The sequence below is a fragment of the Paeniglutamicibacter kerguelensis genome (assembly GCF_017876535.1).
Lineage (GTDB): Bacteria > Actinomycetota > Actinomycetes > Actinomycetales > Micrococcaceae > Paeniglutamicibacter > Paeniglutamicibacter kerguelensis.
Genome location: NZ_JAGIOF010000001.1, coordinates 1,995,858 through 2,020,342 on the forward strand (window position 1 = coordinate 1,995,858; position 24,485 = coordinate 2,020,342).

Here is a 24,485-nt window from a genome sequence, read left to right on the forward strand (position 1 = left end):
AGAGCACTACGTGGCTACAGTGCGCAGGAAACGCAACCTTCGACCTCGGTACCCTCAAGTGCCATCTGGCGCAGGCGGATGTAGTACAGGGTCTTGATTCCCTTGCGCCATGCGTAGATCTGCGCCTTGTTGATGTCACGCGTGGTGGCGGTGTCCTTGAAGAACAGCGTCAGGGACAGACCCTGGTCCACGTGCTGCGTGGCAGCGGCGTAGGTGTCGATGATCTTCTCGTAGCCGATTTCGTACGCATCCTGGTAGTAGTCCAGGTTGTCGTTGTCCAGGTACGGAGCCGGGTAGTAAACGCGGCCGATCTTGCCTTCCTTACGGATCTCGATCTTCGCGGCCACCGGGTGGATGGACGAGGTCGAGTTGTTGATGTAAGAAATGGAACCGGTCGGCGGCACCGCCTGGAGGTTCTGGTTGTAGATGCCGTGCTCCATGATGGAGGCCTTCAGCGCACGCCAGTCATCCTGGGTCGGGATGTCGATACCGGCAAAGAGTTCGCGCACACGCTCGGTGGCGGGAACCCATTCCTGCTCGGTGTACTTGTCGAAGAACTCGCCCGAAGCGTACTTCGAATCCTCGAAGCCCTCGAAGGTCTCGTTCTTCTCGATGGCGATCTTGTTCGAGGCACGCAATGCGTGGAACACGACGGTGTAGAAGTAGATGTTGGTGAAGTCCAACCCTTCTTCCGAACCGTAGTGGACGCGTTCGCGCGCCAGGTAACCGTGCAGGTTCATCTGGCCCAGGCCGATGGCGTGGGTCTTGGCGTTGCCCTGGGCAATCGACGGAACCGAGTTGATGTAGGACATGTCCGAGACTGCCGACAGTGCACGGATCGCGGTCTCGATGGAGGTACCGAGGTCCTTGCCGTCCATGGCCTTGGCGATGTTCATCGAACCGAGGTTGCAGGAGATGTCCTTGCCAACGGTCTTGTAACCGAGGTCCTCGTTGTATTCCGACGGGGTCGAGACCTGCAGGATCTCGGAGCACAGGTTGCTCATCGAGATCTTGCCCTTGATCGGGTTCTCGCGGTTTACGGTGTCCTCGAACATGATGTACGGGTAACCGGACTCGAACTGGATCTCGGCCAGGGTCTGGAAGAACTCGCGGGCGTTGATCTTGGTCTTCTTGATGCGGGCATCATCGACCATCTCGTAGTACTTCTCGGTGACGAAGATGTCACTGAACGGCACTCCGTAGACCTTCTGGATGTCATACGGCGAGAAGAGGTACATGTCCTCGTTCTTGCGCGCCAGGTCGAAGGTGATGTCCGGAACAACAACACCCAGGGACAGGGTCTTGATGCGGATCTTTTCGTCGGCGTTTTCGCGCTTGGTGTCCAGGAAACGCAGGATGTCCGGGTGGTGTGCGTTCAGGTAAACGGCACCTGCACCCTGGCGGGCGCCAAGCTGGTTGGCGTAGGAGAAGCTGTCTTCGAGGAGCTTCATCACGGGGATGACGCCTGAGGACTGGTTCTCGATCTGCTTGATTGGGGCACCGTGTTCGCGGACGTTGGTCAGCGAAAGGGCAACGCCACCGCCGCGCTTGGAAAGCTGCAGCGAGGAGTTGATGCCACGGGAGATCGATTCCATGTTGTCTTCGATGCGAAGCAGGAAGCAGGAGACGAGCTCGCCGCGCTGGGCCTTGCCGGCGTTCAGGAACGTCGGGGTGGCAGGCTGGAAGCGGCCTTCGATGATCTCGTTGACAAGCGAGACAGCCATTTCCTCGTCGCCGCGGGCCAGGTGCAGGGCAACCATGCAGACGCGGTCTTCGTAGCGTTCCAGGTAGCGCTTGCCGTCAAAGGTCTTCAGCGTGTACGAGGTGTAGAACTTGAAGGCGCCCAAGAAGGTCTCGAAGCGGAACTTCTTGGCGTAGGCACCGCGGTAGAGGTCGCGGATGAAGTTCATCGTGTACTGATCGAGCGTTTCGCGCTCGTAGTACTCGTGCTTGACCAGGTACTCGAGCTTTTCGTCGAGGTCGTGGAAGAACACGGTGTTGTTGTTCACGTGTTCCAAGAAGTACTGACGTGCTGCGGCACGGTCAGCCTCGAACTGGATGCGTCCATCTGAACCGTAAAGGTTCAGCATTGCATTCAGCTCGTGGTAACCCAAGCCCTGAAAAGCTGCAGGCAATTCCTTAGAATTCTGCTTCATTTCAGGCTCTGCGACGTTCGTGTCCAAAAGACTTCCAATCCTTCGCGAACTCGGGTCACATCTTCTTGGGTGCCCATGAGTTCAAATTTGTATAGAAGCGGAACGTTGCACTTGGCTGCAATTTTGATTGCGGCCAGGCAGTACGTGGTTCCAAAGTTTGTGTTGCCGGCTCCCACCACGCCACGCAGCAGGTTTCGGTTGCGCGCATCGTTGAGGAATTTCACAACCTGCGGCGGAATCGAACGCTCCCCCTTTTCCCCACCATAGGTGGGAAGCAGGAGCACGAAGGGTTCCGTGGCCACGAGTTGTGGGTCCCGGCCATGCAGCGGGATTCGCGCAGATTCGATCCCCAATTTCCCCGCAAACCGGTGTGTGTAACCGGACGCGGAAGAAAAATAGATCAGGTGGCTGCTGGTGAGTACCTCCGCCGCGGGGGCGTGACCTTGCATCGGTGTTGCCAGCGATGAAGTAGGCATCGTGATCGCCTCGAAATTGCTTGAATCGGTATGACTGCGGGGGGCTTGTTTAGGCCACGGAAGCGCTGAGGCCCTGGGCAAGCTCTTCGATCTTGTCCGGACGGAAGCCAGACCAGTGATCGGCGTCGGTGATGACAACCGGTGCCTGCATGTAGCCAAGGGCGCGCACGCGCTCCAGCGCAGCAGGATCCTGCGAGATGTCAACGCTCTGGTAAACGATGCCCTTTTTGTCTAGAGCGCGGTAAGTTGCGTTGCACTGTACGCATGCTGGCTTCGTGTATACCGTGACGGTCATGTCCGTAAATCCCCTCGTGCAAAAAATCTATGTATGTGGTGTGGCCGGCTCCCCGCGACTCCCTCCCATGGGGGCGGTCGCCGGGACGTTGTGACTCGGTGGCCTCAAAGCCTTCGCGAGGCGGAGATTCATACATTTCCCCGCACATTTGGGGGATTTTGCACTAGGCCTCGCCAGCTAATTCAATACTACATCTAGTGGGGGCGGAGGGGTTATACCCCAAGATGATGTATTACACGTCTGTCATTCCGGTCACCCGCAGTCCACACGCACTGTGGATAAGTTGCCCCACTTTAACCGCGGGAATCCAACAAAAGACCCGCTGCGTCCACACCCTGTGGAGGAACTACCCACAGTTAATTATTTTGGCGTGTCGCACCCCTCGGCGTGTCGAAACACCGGGCTCCAAACACAAAATGTGGCGTGCGTCAGTGAGCGCAGGCACAACCCGTGGGAACGAATGAGTCCCGGCCCACAGGTTCACCCCGTGGGCCGGGACAAAAAGATCGCGTGGTCCCCGAACCCCACCCTCATCCGGACAACAAGCCTGCGCGTGGTGATAATTTGTGCGAGGTGACTCTCCATGGGGAGTAGATGCATGTGTGCACCGTGAAGGACATAACCTGTGCCCGGCGCGAACCGGTGGACTGGTCCTTCAGCCCCTGCTAGTGCCATCCAATTAGGCCTGGACGGCTGTAGGCCTTGCGCACGCTCTTGAAATCCGAATTACCGACTTGCGATCTGGCTGCACCAACGACTCAGGAAAGCTCGTTGATCCAGTTGGCTTCCTGGATTCGAGTATCCAGTTCCCGCAGCTGGGCCGCCAGTGAATCCGCTTCGGCCCTGATCGCCGGAACGTCCACGATCGAGACATAGCGCAATTCGCTGCGGGTGCTCCGGTCAAAGCGCGCCGAGGCGCGCGTTGCCACGGCTTGGCGCAAGCGCACCTGCTGGCGCAGCACGTCGCGACGGGCCAGTGCGGCCGTCATGCTTGGGTGGCCAGGCACTGTCACCGAGAGGTTGGTGGCGTTGATCCTAACGATCAATTCCTGCAGTTCCGCCGCCAGCCGGTCGTGCTCGGCCAGCAATGCCAGCGGATCTTCGGCGGGCTTCTCGCCCTCCTGCACCAAGACGTTTTGCTCGATGCGCGACGACAGCTGGCTCATCCGTGTTGCTAGGTCGGCCCGCTGGGCCAATGCCTCGGCTAGTTTCATGGGTTCAGTCTAATCACACGGGCATTCCGCAGGGTCTATATCTTCGGACATAACATCGGTAGCCATATCGCCGGCCAAGCCCGGCCACTAGCTGCTGGCGGGAAGGGCCCGGGCACCAAAGATTCCCTGGCCGACGCGGACCACGGTGGCGCCTTCCTCGATGGCCAGCTCGAAGTCACCGCTCATGCCCATGGAAAGTTCTTCAATTTCCATGCCTTCCGGCGCGGTTTCCCGGAGCATGTCCCGGATTTCACGCAGGCGCACGAAGCATGCACGGACCGCTTCCTTGTCCTCGCTGAAAAGCGCAAGGGTCATCAAACCCTTGACATGCAGGCGATCGAATTGCGGAAGCTGGTTCACGAATTCCTGCACGTCGGCAGGGTCCAAACCGAACTTGCTTTCCTCATTCGACGTATTGACCTGGACGAAGACGTCCAGCTGGCGATCCTCGTCCTCGAGACGGCGCTGCAGGGCCTCGGCCTGGCGCAGGTTGTCCAGGGCTTGGAACTCGTCGGCGAACTTCGCCACGTACTTGGCCTTGTTGGTCTGCAAATGCCCGATGACGGAAAACTTCAGCCCCGGGATGTCGGCAAGGCTTTCCGCCTTGCGCGCGACTTCCTGGACCTTGTTTTCACCCAGGAACGTGGCGCCCGCGGCGATCGCCAGACGGAGGCGGTCCTCCGGCACCGTCTTGCTGACGGGCAGCAACCGAATTGAAGCCGGATCGCGTCCGGCCTTTCGAGCCGCAACCTCGATGCGTTTCCGGATCGAGGCAAGATTGTGCTCGAAATCCTCAACCGAGTTTGCGGGCGCAGCTGCAGGTTCGGGGGTGTGCACGGACTGAGTCATGGGTGGGGAATCTTTCGGGGTGAGGAACTTCGAATACCAAGCCATTCGGCCGGCCGGCGGCCCGCCGATCGGCCGTTAGACCTTTTTGACGACCGAGGACTTCAGCTGCATGGGACCAAACCCGTCGACCTTGCAGTCGATGTCGTGGCCGTCGACGCCATTGACCAGGCGGATGTTGCGCACCTTGGTTCCGACCTTGATCGACTGCGCCTGCCCCTTGACCTTGAGGTCTTTCACGATGGTGACGGAGTCCCCGTCGGCCAACACGTTGCCAACGGAATCCTTGATGGCCTTCTCTTGGGGCTCTTCGATTTCGGTTGCCTCCGCCGACCATTCGTGGGCGCATTCGGGGCAAACCAGGAGGGCGCCCATTTCGTAGGCATAGGGACTTGAACACTGGGGGCACGCAGGCAGGACATCACTCATGCCTTCAAGTCTAGGCGCCAACCGCGACTTCAGGTCCTAGGCAATGCCATGTGGCGAGCCCGCCGACAGACCGGACGACGGCTACTTCCGCTTGAAGAACACCACGAAATAGCCAACGGCGGCAAACAAGAGACAGGCGAACCCCAAAGCCAGGGCACAGACCGCCGGAACCGTAAACGCGTTTGCGCAAGAGCCGAATGCCATCATGCTTCCGCCTCCGGCGACCATGAACAGCAACACCGGCAGTCCATAGATAACCAAACCCACTACCGCAAAAATCGGGCATGCAACCAAGGCAGCGAAACTCAATTTGCTAAGACGGTTTGCCGGCATATGGGCAGCTGCGTCTGCTGAGGGCATATGAAGCACCGAGGCTCCAGCCCGCAACGTCGGCTCAGATTGGCTCATACCTATGAATCCTACGGCCGCAAACATCATTAACCCAGCAGATGGATTTTATGCGGGCCTGCGTGTCGCAATCAACAAGCTGCTCAACAAATGGACTGGTTTTGCGCTATCGGAAATTCCGATGCCGACCATCTGGAGGGAATGTCGCGCATGACCAAGACATGGTCAAGTTCCGCGGCGCCAGGGGGCAACGCGTCGAAGTAGGAGGACCCGACGTCGTGAACCTCGGTCGCCCCGACTTCCCACCGCCGCGTACTAAGCTCAATGCCGTCGAGCGTCTTGCCGCCCTTGGCCGGCGACCACCCGGTCGACCCCTCGCGCAGGAACGTCGACGCCTCCCCCAGGGTGCCAAAGAGTTGGCTGCGCCATTCTTTTGAATCCGAAACGTCGGCGTGCACCCGCATGTCCCTCGCCCGGGCATCGATCGTGATGCGGGAAAGCGATTCGGAAACGGAGAATCCCGCGTGCTCATGGCGGCCCGGCAAGACGGTTCCGCCCAGCACCACCGGCAGCCGGGAAGACGAGTGCCGGACAGGAATGAAGACCCCGGCGTGGGTTCCGGAATCATCGTCCCACTCCACCGCGATGCGGTGCGCCGCAGCTTCGGAGCTCCAGCCCGCGTTGGCGCCGATCCATTGAGGGCGGACGGCCGAAAGCCTGAGCAGACAGATTCCGCCCACCGCAGCGTCGCCCGCCAGCCGTGGGCGCAGTCCCGGGGGAAGCAAGGATCGCGCCACCTCGGGATCCAGCCTGTAGTTGACCAGCAGGCGGCGTGAAATGGTGGCGTCCAGCGTCGGCATTTTCATGATCCAAGGCTCGCTTCCGGGGAGACATCGGCGGGGCTCGCCGCGGAGGGCGCCCGGTGGCGCAGGCCGCGGAGCAGCATTTGTTCGGGACACACCGCGGAGAGGAAGTTGCCGACCGAATGCGCCAGCTGCTCCCCCGCCAGCGAATAGAGGATGCGGTTTGCCTCGCGGCGCTCGGTGACCAGGCCGGCGGCCCGCAGCACCGAAAGGTGGCGGGAAATGGTGGGCCCGGAACTCGTGAACCGGCCCGCTATTTCGCCGGCCGATTGCTCGCCCTCGCGCAGGTCCTGGAGGATCTGGCGCCGCGTGGGATGTGCCAGCGCGGTGAAGACGTCGACATTGGTTTCGCTCATGGATTCAATTTAGCACGTTTGCTAAATAGCGAAACCGCTAAGTACGAATTTGTTTCGGCCGGCCCGTCCGCACGCCCCGGAGTCGACCACCCGCACCGGGGCCGGTTCGTTGTCCCGGCGGCATCCGAAGCATAGGATCACGAAGGGAAAGGCACAGCCGACGTGCAACCCACACCCGGCGACCGAAGCATCTGGGGGTTTGGACATGAACAGCCATCTGACCGTTCACACCGACGCCGCTCGAATCCACTGCACCATCGGTGCCGGGACCGGGCCGGCGGTCCTCTTTCTCAACGGCGCCTTTTCGACGCGGCGCGACTGGAAACGCGTCCTGCGGGCGCTATCCCCCGACCTGCACACCGTCACCTTCGACGCCCGCGGGCGCGGAAGGTCCGCGGATTCACCCGACTACTCGTTTTCGGGCGCCCTGGCGGATGTCGGCAGTGTCATCGAGGCGGCCAGGCTGGTGCGGCCCGTCCTGGTCGGATGGTCCCACGGCGCCACGCTCGCGCTCCGCCATGCAGCCACGCATCCGGGCGAGGTTGCGGGGGTGGTACTTGTCGACGGGGCCTTCCCCGTCCGTGTCTTCCACGAGAAGGCGCAAGAGCGCGTCCGGCGGCAGTACCGGCTGCTGCACGTCCCCATGCGCATCCTGGGCTCGATGCGCCTGCTGGCCAGGATGACCCACCACGAGGCGGCAAACGTCGTGATCGAGCTCGATGAAATCGATGCCGGGCTGCTGCCCGACTACCGGGATCTCACGTGCCCCGCCCTTTTTGTCGTCGGCAGCGGCCCGCACAAGGGGTCCCCCGCCGAGGAAATGCGGACCATGAGGTCCGCCGTGGAACTTGCCACCGCCGCCAATGAGAAGGTGCGCCTGCATTCGGTCGTCGACGCGAACCACATGCGCATCCTGTGCAAGAACGCCGCGGAGGTCGCAGACGCCGTCACGTCCCTGTCCCGGCGGCCGGAGGGTTGAACTTGGCCAAAACCATACACATGTATGGTTACAGTTTGAGCTACCCGGCCCGGAGCCGGGACCCGAGGCACAGGTGCCAATTGGTGAGGAATCCATGGAATTTGCAGACATACTCGGCCGCATCCTGTTTGCGTCCGTGATTGCGGTCATCTACATCATCATCCTGGCGATGTTTGTCCGGCGGCTGCTGGGCGTGGCCGTCGGCCTGGGTCGAATCATCATCGCCGGCCTGCTGGGCCTGGCGGCCGAGGTCGGCTTCGAGTCCCGATTCGTGTGGAAGGACCCGAACGCCGGCATCGCCCTGCTGCCCGTGCAGATAGGCATCGTGCTGATCGTGGCCACGATGTTCCTGGTGCTCGCCGAGCTGGTCTTCCCCACCGGCACCATCGTGCGGCCCGACAAGTGGCTCGCCTCCCTTCGGGCGCGGTTTGCCCGAACCCGCAGGTACACCGAGGTCACGCGCATTGCCCTGTCCCACGGGCTGCTTCCCGCCAAGCGCCCCAACAAGGGCAACACCCCCGCGGCCGCGGCGGAACGGGCTGCCGGCGGCAAGTCGCTTCGCCTGGCACTGCAGGATTCCGGCGTGACGTTCGTGAAGTTCGGGCAGGTGCTTTCCACCCGGGCCGAACTCCTGCCTGCCGAGTACATCACCGAGCTGTCCAAGCTACAGCAGTCCGTCCCGCCCGAGCCCTGGAGCGAGGTCCGGGCGATGGTCGACAAGGAACTCGGCCAGGACGTGGAGTCCGCGTTTGCCGAATTCGACACGACGCCGCTTGCCGCGGCCTCCATCGGGCAGGTCCACCGCGCGCGGTTGCATTCGGGAGAGGCGGTCGCCGTCAAGATCCAGCGCCCGGGCATCGTTCCCCTGGTCGAACGCGACCTGGACATCACCCTCCGCATGGCGCTCACCCTTGAGAAGTCCACCGAGTGGGGCCGCTCGCTCGGAATCGTCGAGGTCGCGGAGGGATTCGCCGACGCCCTGCGCGAGGAACTCGACTACGAAATCGAGGCCATGAACATCACGGCGCTGCGCACCACGCAGCTGAGGCACCCCGCCGCCGAGCGGGTGGACATCCCCCTGTACTACCCCGAGCTGAGCACCCGCCGGATCCTCGTCATGCAGATGGTGGACGGCGACACCCTCAGCTCCCCGGGAACCATTGAAGGCCACCCGATCGAGGAGCGCCGCCTCCAGGCGGTGGCGCTCTTCCGCTCCCTGATGCACCAGATCATGGACGACGGGGTTTTCCACGCCGACCTGCACCCCGGGAACATCGTGCTGCAGCCCGACGGACGCATCATGCTGCTTGACTTCGGCTCGGTCGGACGCCTCGACCCGGACCTGCGCCAGCTTGTCTCCGAGGTGCTGCTGGCCTTCTACCGCGGCGATTCGCGGGCCATCGGAGATGCCCTTCTGGACATGGCGGCGCTCCCCGAGGATTTCGACGAGGCCGTCCTGCGCCGGGAACTCAGCCGCTTCATGTCCCGGTACATGGGCCCGGGCGCCGCCGTCAAGGCCGAGGTCTTCACCCTGCTGGTGGCCATGTTGGCAAAACATCGCATCTCGGTTCCGCCCGAGCTGGCCGGGGCATTCAGGGCCGTTGCGGTCCTGGAGGGAACCCTCCGGTTGCTGGACCCGGACTTCGACCTCATCGCCGAGGCGCGGGAATACGGAGAGGCCCGCGTCCGCGCGGTATTCCGCCCCAGCTCCCTGACCGAGGCGCTGAACGACGAGGTGATGACGCTGTTGCCTTTGCTCAGGCGGCTGCCGCGCCGGCTCGACAAGATTTCCGGGGACCTCGAGGCCGGCCGGCTGGGTCTGAACATGCGCCTGCTGGCCCACCCCCAAGACCGGCACATGGTCCGCTCGATGGTCCACGAGGCCATCTTGACCTTCCTCGCCGGCGTCACGGGCATCATGGCCGCCATGCTGCTGGTCAGCAACGGAGGCCCGATGGTCACGACCAACCTGACCCTCTACCAGCTCTTCGGCTTCACCCTGATCGGGGTGGCCACGGTCCTTTCCCTGAAGGTGGTCTTCGACATCTTCCGGCGCCGCCGCGGCGAGTAGCGTCCCGGAGGCTCCATCCAGACACGGGGCGCTACTCGGATGACGGGCGCTGCCGCTGCCGCTTGGTTTCCGACCTGCGCCCCTTGGTCGAAAGGCGCCGCCGCACCGATCCGCGGGTGGGCTTGGTCGCCCGGCGCTTGGCCGCATCGGGCGCAAGCCCCGCGGCCACGAGTCCGGCGAGCTTGACCAGGGCCGTCTGGCGGTTGCGCAGCTGGGAACGCTGCTCGGAGGAACTCACTGTCAGCACCCCGGAAACGAGCCGGGGTTCCAGGCGGGCGAGCAACCTCTCGCGCTGCCCCTCGGAGAGCACCGAGGACTGCGCAACGTTCCAGAAGAGTTCGACGCGGCTGTCGGAGGTGTTCACATGCTGCCCGCCCGGGCCGGAGGCACGCGAAAACCGCCAGCCGAGCTCCACGGCCGGAATTGTGAGCGCCGGTGACACCTCGAGATCCATCCATCAAGCATCCCACGCCGGACCGGCGGCCGGGGATACGGGCACCGAAACCCATAGCTGTACGGCTTTTCTTCGGCTACCTTGGGGATGGACCGGAAGGTAACCAACCATGAGTGCACCCACTGATTTCGATGCGGAAGACCTGCGCGCAAAGCTCGACGGGGCCGTCCTCCTCCCGGGCGATGCGGGTTTCGAGGCCGCATGCCGGGGCTTCAACCTCGCCCACGCCTTTCGGCCGGATGTCGCGGTGCTGGCCGGCTCCGCCCGGGACGTCGCGGCCGCCGTGCGCCACGCCAAGGAGGCCGGACTGGCGGTCCACGTGCATTCGACCGGGCACGGCTACCCCCACCAGGCCCATGGCGGGATGCTGGTCAACACCTCGGGCATGCAGTCGCTGGTCTTGGATCCGCGGCGCCGCAGCGCGCGAGTGGGTGCCGGAGTGCGGTGGGACCGCGTGATCGAGGAAGCGGCCCCGCACGGCCTTGCCCCGCTCAACGGCTCGTCCCCCGACATCGGGGTCGTCGGCTACACCCTCGGCGGCGGCATGGGGCCCATGGGCCGGACCTTCGGCTTCGCCGCGGACCGGGTCCGCGGGATCCAGCTCGTCACGGCCGACGGATCGCTTCTGGAGGTGGACGCCGAGGCCGAACCCGAACTCTTTTGGGCCCTGCGGGGAGGCAAATGCTCGGTCGGCATTGTCACCGAACTCGAGTTCGACCTGGTTCCAGTGCCGCACGTCTACGGCGGTGCAATCTTCTTTGCCGGATCCGACGCGGCGGCCGTCATGCATGCCTACGGTGACTGGGTCCAGGCGCTGCCCGAGTCGACCACCGCGTCCATCGCCCTGCTCAGGTTGCCCGACGACGCGCAGATCCCCGGGCCGCTGCGCGGAAAACTCTCCGTCCACCTGCGCTTTGTCCATGTCGGCGAGGAAGCTGCCGGAGCGGCCCTGCTGGAACCGATGCGCCGGGCCGGCACGCCGCTCGTGGACCTGGTGGGCCTGATGCCCTATTCGGCCATTGCCTCGGTCCACCAGGACCCGAGCGATCCGATGCCGGCCTGGGAGGGTTCGCTGCTGCTGCGCGAGCTGGACGCCGGGGCCATCGACGCCCTGCTTGGGGCCGCGGGGCCCCAGAACGACGTTCCGCTGATCGTGGCCGAGATCCGCCACCTGGGCGGCGCGCTTGCCCGCGGCCCCGAACACGAAAACGCCGTCGGCGGGCGCGATGCCGCGTTTTCGGTGATGGTCGTGGGCCCCTACCCGCCACCACTGATGGGCGCCGTCGAGGCCGCGGGCCATGCCGTCCTGGAAGCCATGAAACCCTGGGCCCACGGCGGCACGCAGATCAACTTCCAGGGCTTTGCCGCAACGCCGGAGGCCGTCCGCAAGGCCTGGGCCGAACCGACCGTGGAACGGCTCCGCGCCCTCAAGGCCGCGTGGGATCCCGAGTGCCGCTTCCGCTTCGGGTACTCGATGGACTGACACACACCGGCAACTACAGGATGAGCGACCTGAAGAATTCGTCGACCCGTGCCATTTTCCATGGCTCGATGCTTGCGTCCGCCATTTCGTACGTCTCGTGCGCCATCTCGAACTCGGACAGCACAAAGGACGCGAGGGGCCCGGGGAAACGCCCCTCCCCGAGCTCGCGGGTCACGGCCTTCACGGCGAGGAGTTCTTGGGTTTCGCGCACCACACCTTCGGGCACTTCGCTCTCCCGCAGCAGCGTTGCCAGGTCCATCGGCGCCACGGCGGAGCCCGGATGCGTGCGCAGCCAGCGCAGCGCCGCCGCCGGACGCAACGCGTAGAAGACCTTTTTGAGCGGGACGATCTCCGATTCGAGATCCCACTGGTTCCGCCCCACATGGAGGTAGTGCCGCCCCACCCGCGCCGGGTCGATGACCTCGGAGGCCAGGTCGAGCAATCCATCGCGGAAGGCGGTCTCGCCCCGGTACACGATCGGCGAGGTCAGCCACTCGACGACCGTCGCATTGCCCTTGAGCAGCAGGCGCAGCGCCTTGGCCACGTCCCATCCGTTGACATCAAAGACCTTGTCCAGCGGGGTCTCGATGACATCCCGGCGGGGCCACAGGCCCAGGTAGTCGTTGGCCGGGCGCAGGTAGAGGAAACGGCAGTCGTAGTCGCTGTCCGGGGAGGGGAATCCCCAGGCCCGGCTGCCACTTTCCACGGCCCAGGAAACGGCGACATCTTCCGCGCCTGCGACCCGTTCCAGCCGCGCATCTATCTCGGCGACCACCGATGGGTCAAGGGTGTCGGGGATGTTTCGCATACAAACACCCTACCGCTGGTCGTCCGGCGTCCCGGGTCCGGACCTTCCGGACCGTCAGTCGCCAAGCCCGAGGTTCACGGCCAGGTCCCGTACCGTCAGTTCGAAAAGCTCGGCCGGGTCGCCCAGCGTGTTGGGGCCGTACTGCCCGAACACCTCAAAGCTCACGGCCCCAAACAGGCCGGACCACGCCCCCAGCCCGCGGGCGATAAGCCATCCCGGGGACTTGAGCGAGTATTCGGCCCGCAGGGATTCGACATCCGCCGCCAGGCCCTGCGACAGATCCCGGGCGCGTTCCCGCACCGCGACCCCGCCGGCCTCCCATGCGTCTTCGACGATCCCCATCAGCCGCACGACCACCCGGGTTCCCGCCGGCACCGTCTGCCCGGGGGGCGCGTGGTAGCCGGGGACCGGCGTTCCGAAGAGCAACCCGTAGCGCGACGGTTCGGCGATCGCCCAGCCACGCACGGCGCGGGCCAGCACCGCGAACCTTTCACCGTGCGACGCCGGCGGGCCTTCCAGTGCGGCGTCAACGGCGTCGCCCAGCTCTGTATAGGCCTCGACCACCAGTAGCGTCAGCAGTTCGTCCCGGCTTGAGACATAGCGGTAGACGGCGGAGGACACGATGCCCAGGTCCTTGGCCACGGCGCGCAGGGACAGCGCGGCGGCACCCTGGCGGGCCAGCTGCTCGCGTCCGAGGCGCATGATTTCTGCCATGGTGCGTTCGCGGGCCAGTTCACGCGGGGTTTTTGCTCCTTGCATGAACCCATCCCACACCACGAGGGTGAGCGCCGTCAACTTTAGTGAGCACCGCTCTTGACTTACGCGTCCCGGCTTCCTAACCTAAATATGAGAGCACTGCTCTCATATTGCGAACAGGAGGCTTGAACCCATGTCCAATCACTACCTCGTCACCGGCTCCGGACCCGTCGGAACCACCGTGGCCCTAAATCTGGCCAACCAGGGCCACAGCGTGACGCTGGCGACCCGTTCCGGCAGTGGCCCGGAGCACCCCGGAATCCAGAGGATGCGCGCCGACGTCCTCGACCCCGCCCAGGTGGCCGCGGCAATGGCCGGCGCCACCGCGGTGTTCCACTGCATCCATGCCGCCTACTCCGCCCGGGCATGGACCGAAACGCTCCCCCGCGCGGAGGAACTGGTCCTGGCCGCGGCTGGCGAACGGGGAATCCCCGTGGTCTTTCCCGAAAGCCTGTACTCCTATTCGAACCCCGAGCAAACCATGGCAGAGGATTCGCCCCGCAATGCAGCGGGCGGCAAGCGCGGGGTCCGAACGGAATTACTGAACGCACGCGCAGACTCGGGGACCAACACCGTCTCAGTGGTGGCCTCCGACTTCTACGGACCCCGCGTCGAGAACGCCCACGCCGGGGCGCGGATGCTCGAATCCGTCTTCGACGGCCGGCGTCTGCTGGCGATCGGCAACCCGTCGCTGCCGCACTCATTCACCTACATGCCCGACCTTGCCACGGCCATGGTGCGGGCCGCGGAGCGGCCGGAGCTTTGGAACGGCGTGCTCCATGCGCCCACGGCGCCGCCGTCCAGCCAGCGGGTCATGGCGGAAGCCTACGCGGCCGCGGCAGGCCTTCCCGCGCCCAAGGTGTCCGGGATGCCCGGCGGAATCCTGCGGGCGATCGGGCTTGTGCACCCCGCGACGCGAGAGCTCGCCGAAATGGCGTACCAGTTCGACAGCCCCTTGGTGATGGACTCGCGTCGGAGCCAATCCCTGCTCGGGCTCTCGCCCACCCCGCTGGCCGACGGCGCACGCGCCACCGTGGACTGGTGGCGTGAAACCCACACGGGCTGAACCGACCCCCCGCCGGCCGTTATCCGGAAGGTGTCGGCGACCCGCTCTGGGGCGTGGCAGGGTTCCCGCCGGGAACGTCGGCGGCGCCGTAGAGGGTGGCGATGATGCTCTTCGCCAGGACCACCGCGGCATTCTGCCCGTCGACGGGCGAGGCCGCAAGGTTTGTGCCCACGATGATGGTGTCGTCCGTGTCGTTGTTGTAGACCATGAACGACGAGTACCCGGGCAGCTGTCCGTCGTGGCCCAGAATGCCGGGGGCGAACTCGGCGATCCCGAGCCCGTACCCGACGCCGTTCGGCTGGCCGGCCACCGTGGGCTGGATGCTGTCCATCCGCAGCTTTTGAGTCTTCGCATCGAGCAGGCCTCCGGTCACCAGCGCCTTGACGTACACCGCAAGGTCCTCGGGCGTGGAGATGGCCCCGCCGGCCGTCCAAGCCCACGAGGGGTTCGCGTCGGTGTAGTTCAGCGGCTTGAGTGTGCCGTCGAGCGCGGCAGGCAAGTCGGCGGCGGGAACCGCATAGGAGTCGGTGGTCTCGGCGTTGGTGCCGAACTGGTATCCCTGCGCGTGGGGCATCGGGAGGACGGAATCCGTGTTCACCGGCAGCTCGGTGTTCTTCAGCCCCAACGGCTCGAAGATCCGCTTCCGGAACGCCTCGGACGCGCTCATGCCGGTGAGTTCCTCGATGACCGTCCCGAGCAGCACGATGTTGGTGTTGCTGTAGTCGTACTTCTGGCCCGGCGGGAAGTTCGCCGGGTGCTTGAAGGCGATCGACAGCAGCTCGTCGGGCGTCCAGGCCTTCTGCGGCTCCTTGTCGAGCGTTGCGTTGAAGCCCGGGTCGAACGTGTAGCTGTAGAGCCCGCTGCGCATCTCGGAGAGCTGGGCGATCGTGATGTTCTTGCCGTTGGGCACATCGGGCCGGAATTTCGAGATGGGGTCGTCCAGCTTGAGCTTGCCCTCCTGCACGAGCTGCAGGATGACCGTCGAGGTCATGGTCTTGGTGTTGCTGCCGATCCGCAGGAAATCGCTGAGCGACATCGGTGTTTCCTTGCCGATCTCGGCGGTGCCGAAGGTTCCCGACCAATCGCCGCGCGTGGGCGACTTGATCAGCACGACGACCCCGGGGATGGCGTTGGCCTTCATCACCTCGGGGAGCTGTTGCTGCAGCGTCATGGCGTATGCCGGCACCTGCGCGCTCCCGCCGCTCGGCGTGCCGGTTGCGGGGGCGGTGTTTCCGGTGTTTCCGGCGGTGCCGGCGGTGGGTCCGGCCGGTCCTCCGGAGGAACAGCCCGACACAGCGATCAACGCGCCGGCTACAACAACCGCGACCCTTGAATTTTTCATCATGCACCGCACCCAGTTTCCCTGATTCGGTTCGATCCCGTCCGCGGGCCCAGCCGGCTGCGTGCTTGCCGTCCCGTGCCATGCGGTCCCGATCCACAGGATAGCAAGGGTCCAACGCGTGCGGTCATCCAGCACGCGGCCCAATTTGGGGCCGGCTTTGCGCGGCCGCCGGCGCCATGGGGACGGCAACACGAAAAAACCCGCCGGATCTCAATGATCCAGCGGGTTCTTGTTCGGTGGAGGTAAGGGGATTCGAACCCCTGACCTTCTGCATGCCATGCAGACGCGCTACCAACTGCGCCATACCCCCGAATGGGAGCCACCCTTGCGGGCAACTCATCCATCATAGGTCACGACAATCGCGTGACGCAAATCGAGGAGTCCTAGAGGACGTCCGGGAGGGTTTCGATGTGCGACATGTCGGTTGCCGGCTCGCCGGTGGTCGGCAGCTCGATCAACGGGCAGTCGCCCCAGAGGCGCTCGAGGGCGTAGAAGACGCGGTCCTCGTTGTGCTGCACGTGGATCACGACGTCCACGTAATCCAGGAGGACCCAGCGGCCCGCACCGCGGCCTTCGCGGCGCACCGGACGGATCTCGAAGAGCTCGTCGAGCTTGTCTTCGATCTCGTCGACGATCGAGTTGACCTGGCGCTCGGAGGAAGCCGAGGCGATCAGGAAGGCGTCGGTGACGCCGAGGCGCTCGCTGACGTCCAGCGCGATGAGGTTTTCGGCCTGCTTGTCTGCGGCGGCAAGGGCTGCCGCCTTCACCAGGTTGATGGAATGTTCGTGGGCGCTCATGGGATTCTCCTTGAGTGTTTGGTCGCGGCCGCTAGGGCACGCTAATTGGAGTTGAAGATCATGATGAGGCCGGCAACGAGCGCCGCACCTCCAACGGACAAGGCCGCTATGACCATCAGGTACATGTTGTTGGCACGGCGCATTCCGGCGGTCTGCGCATCAAGCGGTTCCAGGCCCTGCGCGCGAACGGCACGCACGGGCGGGTGGGAGACGCGTGGCTCAACGTCGGCGGTACCGGGGGCCTCCGCCAGGGGCGGGACCTTCGGTGTCGCTCGTGCCGCGGGCGCGGGTTTGTCCGCGGCCTTCGGCGTGGCAGGGGCGAAGGCTCCGGACTTTGCCGGCGCCGCTCCTGCGCGTGCTGCTGCAGCAGCGGGTTTTGCTCCCATTAACTTTGACTCAAAGGAAGCTGCCTGGGCCGGAGTAGCAGCCGCAGGCTTTTCAGCAGGTTTGGCCGCAGGCGCTGGCGCACCCGAAGCCGAAGTCTTGGATTTTGCAAACGATGTGCCCGGGGCGTCCAGAATGGTGCCCTGGTCCGTCATCGAGATGTGGAAACCGCGCGTTTCCGGACCCGAGATGCCGGTGTTGACCAGCTTCTTTTCGATGTCCTCGTCGCGCAGCTGGTTCATGGAACCGGTGAACGGGTCCGAACGGCGCTGGCCGGCGCGCTGCGAGTTGGATTCCTCGAGGCGTTGGCGCTCAGCAGCACGGCGGCTGATGATGGCCGCCCGCGCCGCAAGTTCACGTTGCTGGGCCAGGACCTCGAGATCCACGTCGCCGAGGTCCTCGGCCGGCTGGATCAGCGCCGGGTCCACAGGTGCGGCCCCGCCGGAACGGCGGCGCAACGCCAAGGCATCCTCGACGCTCAGTTGCGTGCCGGCGCCGGGCTTCTGCGACGTCGGGGCATTGGCGGCCGCGGACTTTGCTGCAGCTGGTTTTTCAGCAGCGGGTTTGGTTGGGGCGGGCATTGCGGCATCGGATTCCGGGGCATCGCCGGCAGCCGCCGCGTCGTCCCGTTCTTCCACCGCGGTGGCGCCCATGGCCGCGCCGAGGGTCTGCAGGCGCATTTGCTTGCGGGTCAGCGGTGCGGGGTCGTCCCCGGGGGAAGGCTCCTTGGCCGAAAGTTCGGAGACTTCCTGTTCCAGGCGGCGCCTGGTGCGCAGCGCCTCGCGGTCGCGGGCACGTTGCAGGGAAGTCCGTTCCGCGCGCTGTGGCACGGCGTCGATTTCTCCCCCGGTGGCACGGCGGCTGCGCGCAGCCTCGGCGATGTTGGCCGGGGCCGCGACAGCGGGAGCGGGCTTTGCCGGCTCCACCTTTGCAGGCTCGATCCTGGCGGGAGCGGCCTTTGCCGGTTCCGGCTTGGCCTCGGGCGCGGCAACGACCTTGGCCGGCGATTCCTTGGCAGCGGGGGGCTTTGGCGCCTGCACGGCCGCCGGAGCGGGGACCTGCTTGGGTGTTGCCGCCTTGGCGGGGGCCGGAGCCGGGGCGACAGGAGCGGCCGAAGGCCGTGCTTCCCCGGCCTGGCTCGCGCGCGGCTTTACCGCGGGCGCGGACACCGACGGCTTGACAACCACCGGTTTCCCGACCGGGGCGGCAGCCTTCGGCTCCTTGCCTTCCGCCTGTCGGGCAAGCTGGGCTTCGGCCTCGGCACGGCGCTGCTCACGCAGGGCTCGCCTGCTGAGCGCGGGCCCGGTCTCGTCGCTCATCTTGTCCATTTCCCGGCCGTTCTACTTCTGGCCGTTTACTGCGTAGTTCTTGTCGTTGTAAAGCTTGTACTTGCCGATGTACTGGACCACGCCGTCCGGCACCAAGTACCACACCGGATGCTGCGTGCGAACGCGTTCGCGGCAATCGGTGGAAGAGATCGCCATCGCCGGCACTTCCATCAGGGAAACGTCGTTGCGGTCAAGCACCGGCAGTTCGTGCCCGGGCCGGGTGACGCCCACGAAGTGTGCAAGCGTCCACAGTTCCTCGGCGTCCTTCCAGCTCATGATCTTCGCCAGGGCGTCGGCGCCGGTGATGAAGAACAACTCGGCATCCGGGCGCTGGGCGCGCAGGTCGCGCAGCGTATCGATCGTGTAGGTCGGCCCCGGACGGTCGATGTCCACCCGGCTGACGGTGAACCGTGGATTGGCCGCCGTGGCGATCACAGTCATCAGGTAACGGTGTTCGGCCTCGGCGACCTCGCGGTCCAATTTCTGCCAGGGCGTGCCGGTGGGCACAAACACGACTTCGTCAAGGTCAAACACCGAGGCGACCTCGCTGGCGGCAACCAGGTGGCCGTGGTGGATCGGATCGAACGTGCCGCCCATGACGCCTAGGCGAAATGGGCGGTCCGTTCGCTCGGCCTCGAGACGGCTAGTGATGGCCGTGCTTGTTGGCGTGCTGACGGTGCGTGTCGTCGGTTTCGGCCTTGACCTCGTGGCGGTTGCCGACGTTGGTGTAGGACATGGTGATCAGCAGCATCAACATGAAGAGCAGGAAGATGCCGCCACCGATGATCAGCGCCATGGTTTCGGTGGGCAATCCCCCGGCCGATTCGGAAGCAAGGATAGCCGCGTTCAGGGACTGGGTAAACATGTTTCTCCAGGATGTTGTGTGCCGGTTTCGCTGCGAACGCACGACACGGTGTTCAAACTATTTGTCTCGTTAGGTTCTATCGTACCCACCTTGGCGCGCCGCTACGAACGAACATGCCCATCACCTTGGACAATCCACTTGGTGGTTGTGAGTTCGCGAAGCCCCATCGGCCCGCGCGCGTGCATCTTCTGGGTGGAAATGCCGACCTCGGCACCCAGGCCCAATTGCCCTCCATCGGTGAACCGAGTGGAGGCGTTGACGATGACGGCGGCCGAATCGACCTCGGCGATGAAGCGCTCGGCGTGCGCCAGGTTGTTGGTCAGGATCGCTTCGGTGTGCCCCGTGGTGTGGCGGCGAATGTGGCTAATGGCACCATCGAGGTCGTCGACGACGGCGACGGCCAGGTCCAGGTCCATGTATTCGGTGTCCCAGTCCGCGTCGACGGCCGGGACCGTCGGGGTGTCCCCCGCCAGTGCCGCGGCGCGTTCGTCGACGTGCAGGCGCACACCCGACTTCGCCAGGGCGGCAAGCACCTGTCCAGCGGCCTGCGACTTGGCGTTGATCAGCAGCGTCTCCACGGTGTTGCAGACCGAGGGGCGCTGGATCTTGGCGTTGAGCAGGATCGGCACCGCCATCTTGGCGTCGGCCGATTCGTCCAGGTAGATGTGCACGTTGCCCTCACCCGTTTCGATGACCGGAACCTTGGCGGTGGTCACCACGCGCTGGATCAGTTCGCGGCCCCCGCGCGGGATCAGCACGTCGATCTTGCCGCGGGCACCCATCATGGCGTCGGCTCCGTCGCGTCCGTAGGCGTCGACCGAGGCGACGGCGTCGGCGGGCAGTCCCACCGATTCCAGCGCGTCGCGGATCAGTGCCAGCAGCGCCTTGTTCGACGCCGCGGCAGCCGTGCCGCCGCGCAGCAGCACGGCATTGCCGCTCTTGAGCGCAAGGCCGGCGATGTCGACGGTCACATTGGGGCGGGCCTCGTAGATGGCGCCGATGACACCCATGGGCACGTGCACCTGACGCAGGCGCAGGCCGTTGGGAAGCGTCTGGCCGCGCAGCACGGTGCCCACCGGATCGGGTAGGCCGGCAAGTTCCTGGAGGGCGGCGATCAGCGCATCGACGCGCCTGTCATCGAGCTTGAGCCGGTCCAGCATGGCATCGCTGGTTCCGTTGGCCCGTCCGGCCTCGATGTCCTTGGCATTTGCCGCGATGATCCGGGCGCGCTTTTCATCAAGTGCCGCGGCGATCGCCAGGAGCGCGCGGTCCTTCCAGTTCCGGTCCGCGCGGGCCAGCACACGGGAGGCGGTACGGGCGCGGTCGGCCATGGCGGACACCGCTGCGACCGCGGCCTGCGGGCCGTCGGCCCCGGCTGTCACGTCGCTGGGATTCAGGGATGCATTGGCTATCTGGCTCATGCATATCAGTCTACGCACCAAGCGGCCGGGCCCGCCCTTTGTGTCAAAGGGCGGGCCCGGCCGGGTGTGCAACGGCGGATGGCGCTAGACGACGACCAGGTCGTCCACGTGCACCACGGCGCGCTCGTACTGGGTTCCGAGGTCCTGGGCCAGCTCGTGCGTGGAACGGCCGAGCATCTGCGGCAGTTCCTCCGAGGAGTAGTTCACCAGGCCGCGGGCGATCACGGTGCCCTTGGCGTCGGTGATTTCCACCGCGTCCCCGGCCTCGAACGAGCCGTGCAGCCCGGTGATGCCCGCGGGCAGCAGCGAGGCGACGCCGGAGGCCACGGCCCTGACCGCGCCGGCATCCAGCAGCAGGCGCCCCTGCGTGGCCGCAAGGTGGGCCAGCCAGAGCATGCGGGTGGAGCGGCGTCCGCCGCGGGCCGAGAACCACGTTCCCACGTCCTGCCCCGCCAGCGCCGCGGCGGCGTTGGCGGTGGAGGTGACAAGCGCCGGGATCCCGGATTCCGCGCTCATGGTGGCGGCCTCGACCTTGGTGGCCATGCCGCCGGTGCCCAGTCCGGCCCCGCCGGTGGAACCGATGCTCACGGTTTCCAGGTCGGCATTGCTGTCGACGCGCGAAATCCGTACTCCCCCGTCGTTTGGCGGGGCGTCGTAGACGGCGTCGACGTCGGAGAGCAGCATCAGCGCATCGGCCTTGACCAAGTGCGCCACCAGAGCGGCGAGCCTGTCATTGTCCCCGAAACGGATCTCGTGCGTTGCCACGGTGTCGTTCTCGTTCACGATCGGCACCACGCCCAAGGCCAGCAGCCGGTTCAACGCGCGGAACGCGTTGGCGTACTGCTGGCGACGGATCAGGTCGTCGGCCGTGAGCAGGACCTGGCCCACCGTGACACCGTGGGCGGCGAACGCCTGGGTGTACTTGGCCATCAGCAGCCCCTGCCCCACGGAGGCCGCGGCCTGCTGCGTGGCCAGGTCGCGCGGCCGACGCCCCAGGTTCAGGGGCGCCAGGCCGGCGGCGATAGCGCCGGAGGAGACCAGGATCAGCTGGGTCCCTGCGGTGCTGACCGCCGAGAGCCTGTCCACGAGGTTCGAGAGTGCTTCCTCGGAGATCCCGCCGTTGAGCGTGGTCAACGACGAGGAGCCGACCTTGACCACTATGCGCGAAGCACGCGGGATGTCCTGGCGTTCGTCAATGCCCGAGGGGTGGTTGGTGGCGCGCACGGTCGTTTCCTACTCCCCCTTTTTGGGTTCTTGGTGCTTGTAGTTCACCGACTCGGTCCAGATGCCGGCCTTGCGCTCGGCTTCCAGCTCGTCGCGGGCCGCGGCCTTGGCGTCCTTGCGGTCGGAGTGGATGGCCTTCTTTTCGCCACGGGACGGGCGTGCACCGTATTCCTCGATGCGCACGTCCTGGCCACGGCGCGAACCGAGCAGTTCGGCGCCGGCAGCCATCGTCGGCTCCCAGTCGAAGACCACGGCGTCGGCTTCCGAGCCGATGACCACGGCGTCGCCCGGGCGGGCACCCATCTTGTACAGCTGGTTTTCGACGCCGAGCTTGGCCAGGCGGTCGGCAAGGTAGCCGACGGCCTCGTCGTTGCGGAAATCGGTCTGCTTGATCCAGCGTTCCGGCTTTTCGCCAATGACGCGGTACAGGGCTTCGAGGTTGCGCTCTTCCTTGCGGATCACGAACCCCGCCTTGCTGGCCTTGGTGGCGCGCGGACGCACTACCTCGACGGGGACAACCAGCGGGGCTGCCTCGAGCTTGGCCCGGGCCTCCGTGACCAGTTCGGCCATGGCGAAGGAGAGATCGCGCAGGCCTTCACGGCTCATCGCGGAGACCTCGAAGACGCGGTAGCCGCGCTTTTCCAGTTCCGGGCGCACGAACTCGGCCATGTCGCGGCCGTCCGGCATGTCGACCTTGTTCAGGGCGACCAGGCGCGGGCGCTCGTTCAGCGGGATGATCTGTCCATCGGCGCCGGCAAACGAGGAGTCGGTCTCGTAGGCATCCAGTTCGGCCTGGATGATGTCCAGGTCGGTGACCGGGTCGCGGTCGGCTTCGAGCGTGCCGCAGTCGAGCACGTGCACCAGTGCGGCGCAGCGTTCGACGTGGCGCAGGAATTCGTGGCCCAGGCCCTTGCCCTGCGAGGCGCCGGGGATCAGACCCGGGACGTCGGCAACGGTGTAGCGGACGTCGCCGGCTTCGACTACGCCGAGGTTCGGGACCAGGGTGGTGAACGGGTAGTCAGCGATCTTCGGGCGTGCCGCGGAGATCGCAGCAATCAGCGAGGACTTGCCAGCCGACGGGTATCCAACCAAGGCAACGTCTGCAACGGACTTGAGCTCGAGGATGATCTCGGCTTCGTCGCCGGGAATGCCCAGCAACGCGAAGCCGGGGGCCTTGCGCTTCTGGCTAGAGAGGCCGGCGTTGCCCAGGCCGCCCAGGCCACCGGCGGCGGCAATGTACTCGGTGCCTTCGCCGATGAGGTCGGCGAGGATGTCGCCGGCACGGTTCTTGACCACGGTGCCCTCGGGCACCGGAAGGATCAGGGATTCGCCGTTCTTGCCCGGGCGAAGGTCGCCCTTGCCGCCTTCGCCGTTGCCGGCGTGGCGGTGGGGTGAATGGTGGTACGAAAGTAGCGTCGTGGTCTGCGAGTCAACGCGCAGGATGACGTCGCCGCCATTGCCGCCGCTGGCTCCGTCGGGACCACCGAGGGGCTTGAACTTTTCGCGTTTGATGGAGACACAGCCGTGCCCACCGGTACCACCGGAGACATGGAGGACCACTCGGTCGATGAAGGCTGCCACGGTTGAAAGCTCCTAGCAAAAAGGGGGTGAAGAGTTTCGTTCGATCTTTATTGTAGCGACCGAGGAAACATGGGTTTTTCTGGAAAAGCACAAGGAGGGTGAGCCGTGCGGCCCACCCTCCAATGTGTAATGAATGCGGTTATGCGCTAATTAGTCAGCGATAACGATGTTCACGACGCGACGGCCGCGACGGGTGCCGAATTCGACAGCTCCGGCCTGCAGTGCGAACAGGGTGTCGTCCTTGCCACGTCCCACGCCGGCGCCCGGGTGGAAGTGGGTGCCACGCTGGCGAACGATGATTTCGCCGGCCGAAACGACCTGACCACCGAAGCGCTTAACGCCAAGGTACTGGGCGTTGGAATCGCGACCGTTGCGAGTGGAACTCGCGCCCTTCTTATGTGCCATTGAATATGCCTACCTTCAGGTATTGAGAATTCTTGGAATCAACCGCAATTAAGCGATCGAGGTGACCTTGACCTTGGTCAACATAGCGCGGAAACCCTGGCGCTTCTTGTAACCGGTCTTGTTCTTGTACTTCTGGATGACAATCTTCTGGCCGCGAAGGTTCTCAATAACCTCAGCGGTCACCTTAACCTTGGCCAGCTCGTCGGCTGCGGAAGTTACCTTCTCGCCATCTACCAGCAACAGGGCCGGCAGTTCAATGGAGGCGCCTGGGGCGGCCTTCAGGCGATCAAGGGTAACGAGGTCTCCAACAGAAACCTTTTCCTGGCGGCCGCCAGCGCGGACAATTGCGTACACCACGTGGGTACTCACTTCTACTCGACGTTCAATATGTCTTGCTGCGCATCACTACCTCAAATACAAACGAGGATTGCGCTGTGCTGGCACGCCGAGCGGAAGAATCCGATAGCTGGCGTTCGCACCGAGGATCCAGACTACGCTAAAAAGCGCTGCCGGGGCAAATACAACTTACCCCAGCAAG

General features: G+C 65.0%; 26 protein-coding genes and 1 tRNA gene. 4 read left to right on the forward strand and 23 right to left on the reverse strand.

What is annotated here, in order from left to right:
• Window positions 1-14: 14 nt before the first annotated feature.
• From nrdE to JOF47_RS09085, 9 genes are all read right to left on the reverse strand, one after another.
• Window positions 15-2,156, reverse strand: coding sequence for a class 1b ribonucleoside-diphosphate reductase subunit alpha (gene nrdE, locus JOF47_RS09045; RefSeq protein WP_209997256.1), 2,142 nt, complete (start codon window positions 2,154-2,156; stop codon window positions 15-17).
• Window positions 2,153-2,632, reverse strand: a complete 480-nt coding sequence (gene nrdI, locus JOF47_RS09050) for a class Ib ribonucleoside-diphosphate reductase assembly flavoprotein NrdI (RefSeq protein ID WP_209997257.1) — start codon at window positions 2,630-2,632, stop codon at window positions 2,153-2,155. Before nrdI ends, nrdE begins: the two co-directional genes overlap by 4 nt.
• 49 nt (window positions 2,633-2,681) lie before the next feature.
• The gene (gene nrdH / locus JOF47_RS09055; protein ID WP_209997258.1) at window positions 2,682-2,927 is read right to left on the reverse strand and encodes a glutaredoxin-like protein NrdH; all 246 of its coding nucleotides are present in this window, start codon (window positions 2,925-2,927) and stop codon (window positions 2,682-2,684) included.
• Window positions 2,928-3,685: 758 nt separating this feature from the next.
• Entirely contained in the window at window positions 3,686-4,141 is a 456-nt protein-coding gene (locus JOF47_RS09060; RefSeq protein ID WP_209997259.1) for a DIP1984 family protein, read from the reverse strand.
• Between the two features lie 87 nt (window positions 4,142-4,228).
• Window positions 4,229-4,990, reverse strand: coding sequence for a YggS family pyridoxal phosphate-dependent enzyme (locus JOF47_RS09065; protein ID WP_209997260.1), 762 nt, complete (start codon window positions 4,988-4,990; stop codon window positions 4,229-4,231).
• Window positions 4,991-5,065: 75 nt separating this feature from the next.
• On the reverse strand, window positions 5,066-5,416 hold the full coding sequence (locus JOF47_RS09070) for a zinc ribbon domain-containing protein YjdM (RefSeq protein ID WP_209997261.1): 351 nt from the start codon (window positions 5,414-5,416) through the stop codon (window positions 5,066-5,068).
• Window positions 5,417-5,497: 81 nt separating this feature from the next.
• Window positions 5,498-5,824, reverse strand: a complete 327-nt coding sequence (locus JOF47_RS09075) for a hypothetical protein (RefSeq protein WP_209997262.1) — start codon at window positions 5,822-5,824, stop codon at window positions 5,498-5,500.
• An 83-nt stretch (window positions 5,825-5,907) separates the two neighbouring features.
• Window positions 5,908-6,630, reverse strand: a complete 723-nt coding sequence (locus tag JOF47_RS09080) for a DUF2071 domain-containing protein (protein WP_209997263.1) — start codon at window positions 6,628-6,630, stop codon at window positions 5,908-5,910.
• Entirely contained in the window at window positions 6,627-6,983 is a 357-nt protein-coding gene (locus JOF47_RS09085; RefSeq protein WP_209997264.1) for a metalloregulator ArsR/SmtB family transcription factor, read from the reverse strand. The genes JOF47_RS09080 and JOF47_RS09085 overlap by 4 nt, the downstream gene beginning before the upstream one ends.
• 205 nt (window positions 6,984-7,188) lie before the next feature.
• On the opposite strand from JOF47_RS09085, the gene JOF47_RS09090 reads away from it, so the two are divergent.
• Both JOF47_RS09090 and JOF47_RS09095 read left to right on the forward strand, forming a co-directional pair.
• A complete protein-coding gene (locus JOF47_RS09090; RefSeq protein WP_209997265.1) occupies window positions 7,189-7,962 on the forward strand; it encodes an alpha/beta fold hydrolase in 774 nt (257 codons plus the stop codon).
• A 94-nt stretch (window positions 7,963-8,056) separates the two neighbouring features.
• Window positions 8,057-10,033, forward strand: coding sequence for an ABC1 kinase family protein (locus JOF47_RS09095; protein WP_209997266.1), 1,977 nt, complete (start codon window positions 8,057-8,059; stop codon window positions 10,031-10,033).
• 31 nt (window positions 10,034-10,064) lie between these two features.
• On the opposite strand, the gene arfB is transcribed toward JOF47_RS09095, so the two are convergent.
• A complete protein-coding gene (arfB, locus tag JOF47_RS09100; RefSeq protein WP_209997267.1) occupies window positions 10,065-10,487 on the reverse strand; it encodes an alternative ribosome rescue aminoacyl-tRNA hydrolase ArfB in 423 nt (140 codons plus the stop codon).
• A 109-nt stretch (window positions 10,488-10,596) separates the two neighbouring features.
• Here arfB and JOF47_RS09105 point away from each other — a divergent pair, with 109 nt between their 5' ends.
• Window positions 10,597-11,970: an FAD-binding oxidoreductase gene (locus JOF47_RS09105; RefSeq protein WP_209997268.1), complete on the forward strand. Its 1,374-nt coding sequence runs from the start codon at window positions 10,597-10,599 to the stop codon at window positions 11,968-11,970.
• Window positions 11,971-11,983: 13 nt separating this feature from the next.
• Here JOF47_RS09105 and JOF47_RS09110 read toward each other — a convergent pair whose 3' ends face one another.
• Window positions 11,984-12,778, reverse strand: a complete 795-nt coding sequence (locus JOF47_RS09110) for a nucleotidyltransferase domain-containing protein (RefSeq protein ID WP_209997269.1) — start codon at window positions 12,776-12,778, stop codon at window positions 11,984-11,986.
• A gap of 54 nt (window positions 12,779-12,832) precedes the next feature.
• Complete coding sequence (locus tag JOF47_RS09115; RefSeq protein ID WP_209997270.1) at window positions 12,833-13,537, reverse strand: TetR/AcrR family transcriptional regulator; 705 nt, start codon at window positions 13,535-13,537, stop codon at window positions 12,833-12,835.
• 130 nt (window positions 13,538-13,667) lie between these two features.
• Here JOF47_RS09115 and JOF47_RS09120 point away from each other — a divergent pair, with 130 nt between their 5' ends.
• Window positions 13,668-14,600, forward strand: coding sequence for an NAD-dependent epimerase/dehydratase family protein (locus JOF47_RS09120; RefSeq protein ID WP_209997271.1), 933 nt, complete (start codon window positions 13,668-13,670; stop codon window positions 14,598-14,600).
• 19 nt (window positions 14,601-14,619) lie between these two features.
• Here the strand turns inward: JOF47_RS09120 and JOF47_RS09125 are convergent, their stop codons facing one another.
• From JOF47_RS09125 to rplU, 11 genes are all read right to left on the reverse strand, one after another.
• Window positions 14,620-15,945: a serine hydrolase domain-containing protein gene (locus JOF47_RS09125; protein ID WP_245356323.1), complete on the reverse strand. Its 1,326-nt coding sequence runs from the start codon at window positions 15,943-15,945 to the stop codon at window positions 14,620-14,622.
• A 234-nt stretch (window positions 15,946-16,179) separates the two neighbouring features.
• Window positions 16,180-16,252: transfer RNA gene (locus tag JOF47_RS09130), tRNA-Ala, on the reverse strand.
• A gap of 73 nt (window positions 16,253-16,325) precedes the next feature.
• A complete protein-coding gene (gene rsfS / locus JOF47_RS09135; RefSeq protein ID WP_209997272.1) occupies window positions 16,326-16,739 on the reverse strand; it encodes a ribosome silencing factor in 414 nt (137 codons plus the stop codon).
• Window positions 16,740-16,780: 41 nt separating this feature from the next.
• Window positions 16,781-18,451: a hypothetical protein gene (locus tag JOF47_RS09140; RefSeq protein WP_209997273.1), complete on the reverse strand. Its 1,671-nt coding sequence runs from the start codon at window positions 18,449-18,451 to the stop codon at window positions 16,781-16,783.
• Window positions 18,452-18,463: 12 nt separating this feature from the next.
• Window positions 18,464-19,102 (reverse strand): nicotinate-nucleotide adenylyltransferase, encoded by a 639-nt coding sequence (gene nadD, locus JOF47_RS09145; RefSeq protein ID WP_210001533.1) that lies wholly within the window; start codon window positions 19,100-19,102, stop codon window positions 18,464-18,466.
• Window positions 19,095-19,316, reverse strand: coding sequence for a hypothetical protein (locus JOF47_RS09150; protein ID WP_209997274.1), 222 nt, complete (start codon window positions 19,314-19,316; stop codon window positions 19,095-19,097). Before JOF47_RS09150 ends, nadD begins: the two co-directional genes overlap by 8 nt.
• Before the next feature lie 101 nt (window positions 19,317-19,417).
• Window positions 19,418-20,737 carry a glutamate-5-semialdehyde dehydrogenase gene (locus JOF47_RS09155; RefSeq protein WP_209997275.1) on the reverse strand — a complete coding sequence of 440 codons (1,320 nt, stop codon included), beginning with the start codon at window positions 20,735-20,737 and terminating at the stop codon, window positions 19,418-19,420.
• A gap of 84 nt (window positions 20,738-20,821) precedes the next feature.
• Entirely contained in the window at window positions 20,822-21,961 is a 1,140-nt protein-coding gene (gene proB / locus JOF47_RS09160; RefSeq protein ID WP_209997276.1) for a glutamate 5-kinase, read from the reverse strand.
• Between the two features lie 9 nt (window positions 21,962-21,970).
• Window positions 21,971-23,542 carry a GTPase ObgE gene (obgE, locus tag JOF47_RS09165; protein WP_209997277.1) on the reverse strand — a complete coding sequence of 524 codons (1,572 nt, stop codon included), beginning with the start codon at window positions 23,540-23,542 and terminating at the stop codon, window positions 21,971-21,973.
• A gap of 150 nt (window positions 23,543-23,692) precedes the next feature.
• A complete protein-coding gene (gene rpmA / locus JOF47_RS09170; protein ID WP_068737764.1) occupies window positions 23,693-23,947 on the reverse strand; it encodes a 50S ribosomal protein L27 in 255 nt (84 codons plus the stop codon).
• Between the two features lie 48 nt (window positions 23,948-23,995).
• Complete coding sequence (gene rplU, locus JOF47_RS09175) at window positions 23,996-24,304, reverse strand: 50S ribosomal protein L21 (RefSeq protein WP_068737763.1); 309 nt, start codon at window positions 24,302-24,304, stop codon at window positions 23,996-23,998.
• Window positions 24,305-24,485: the final 181 nt, after the last annotated feature.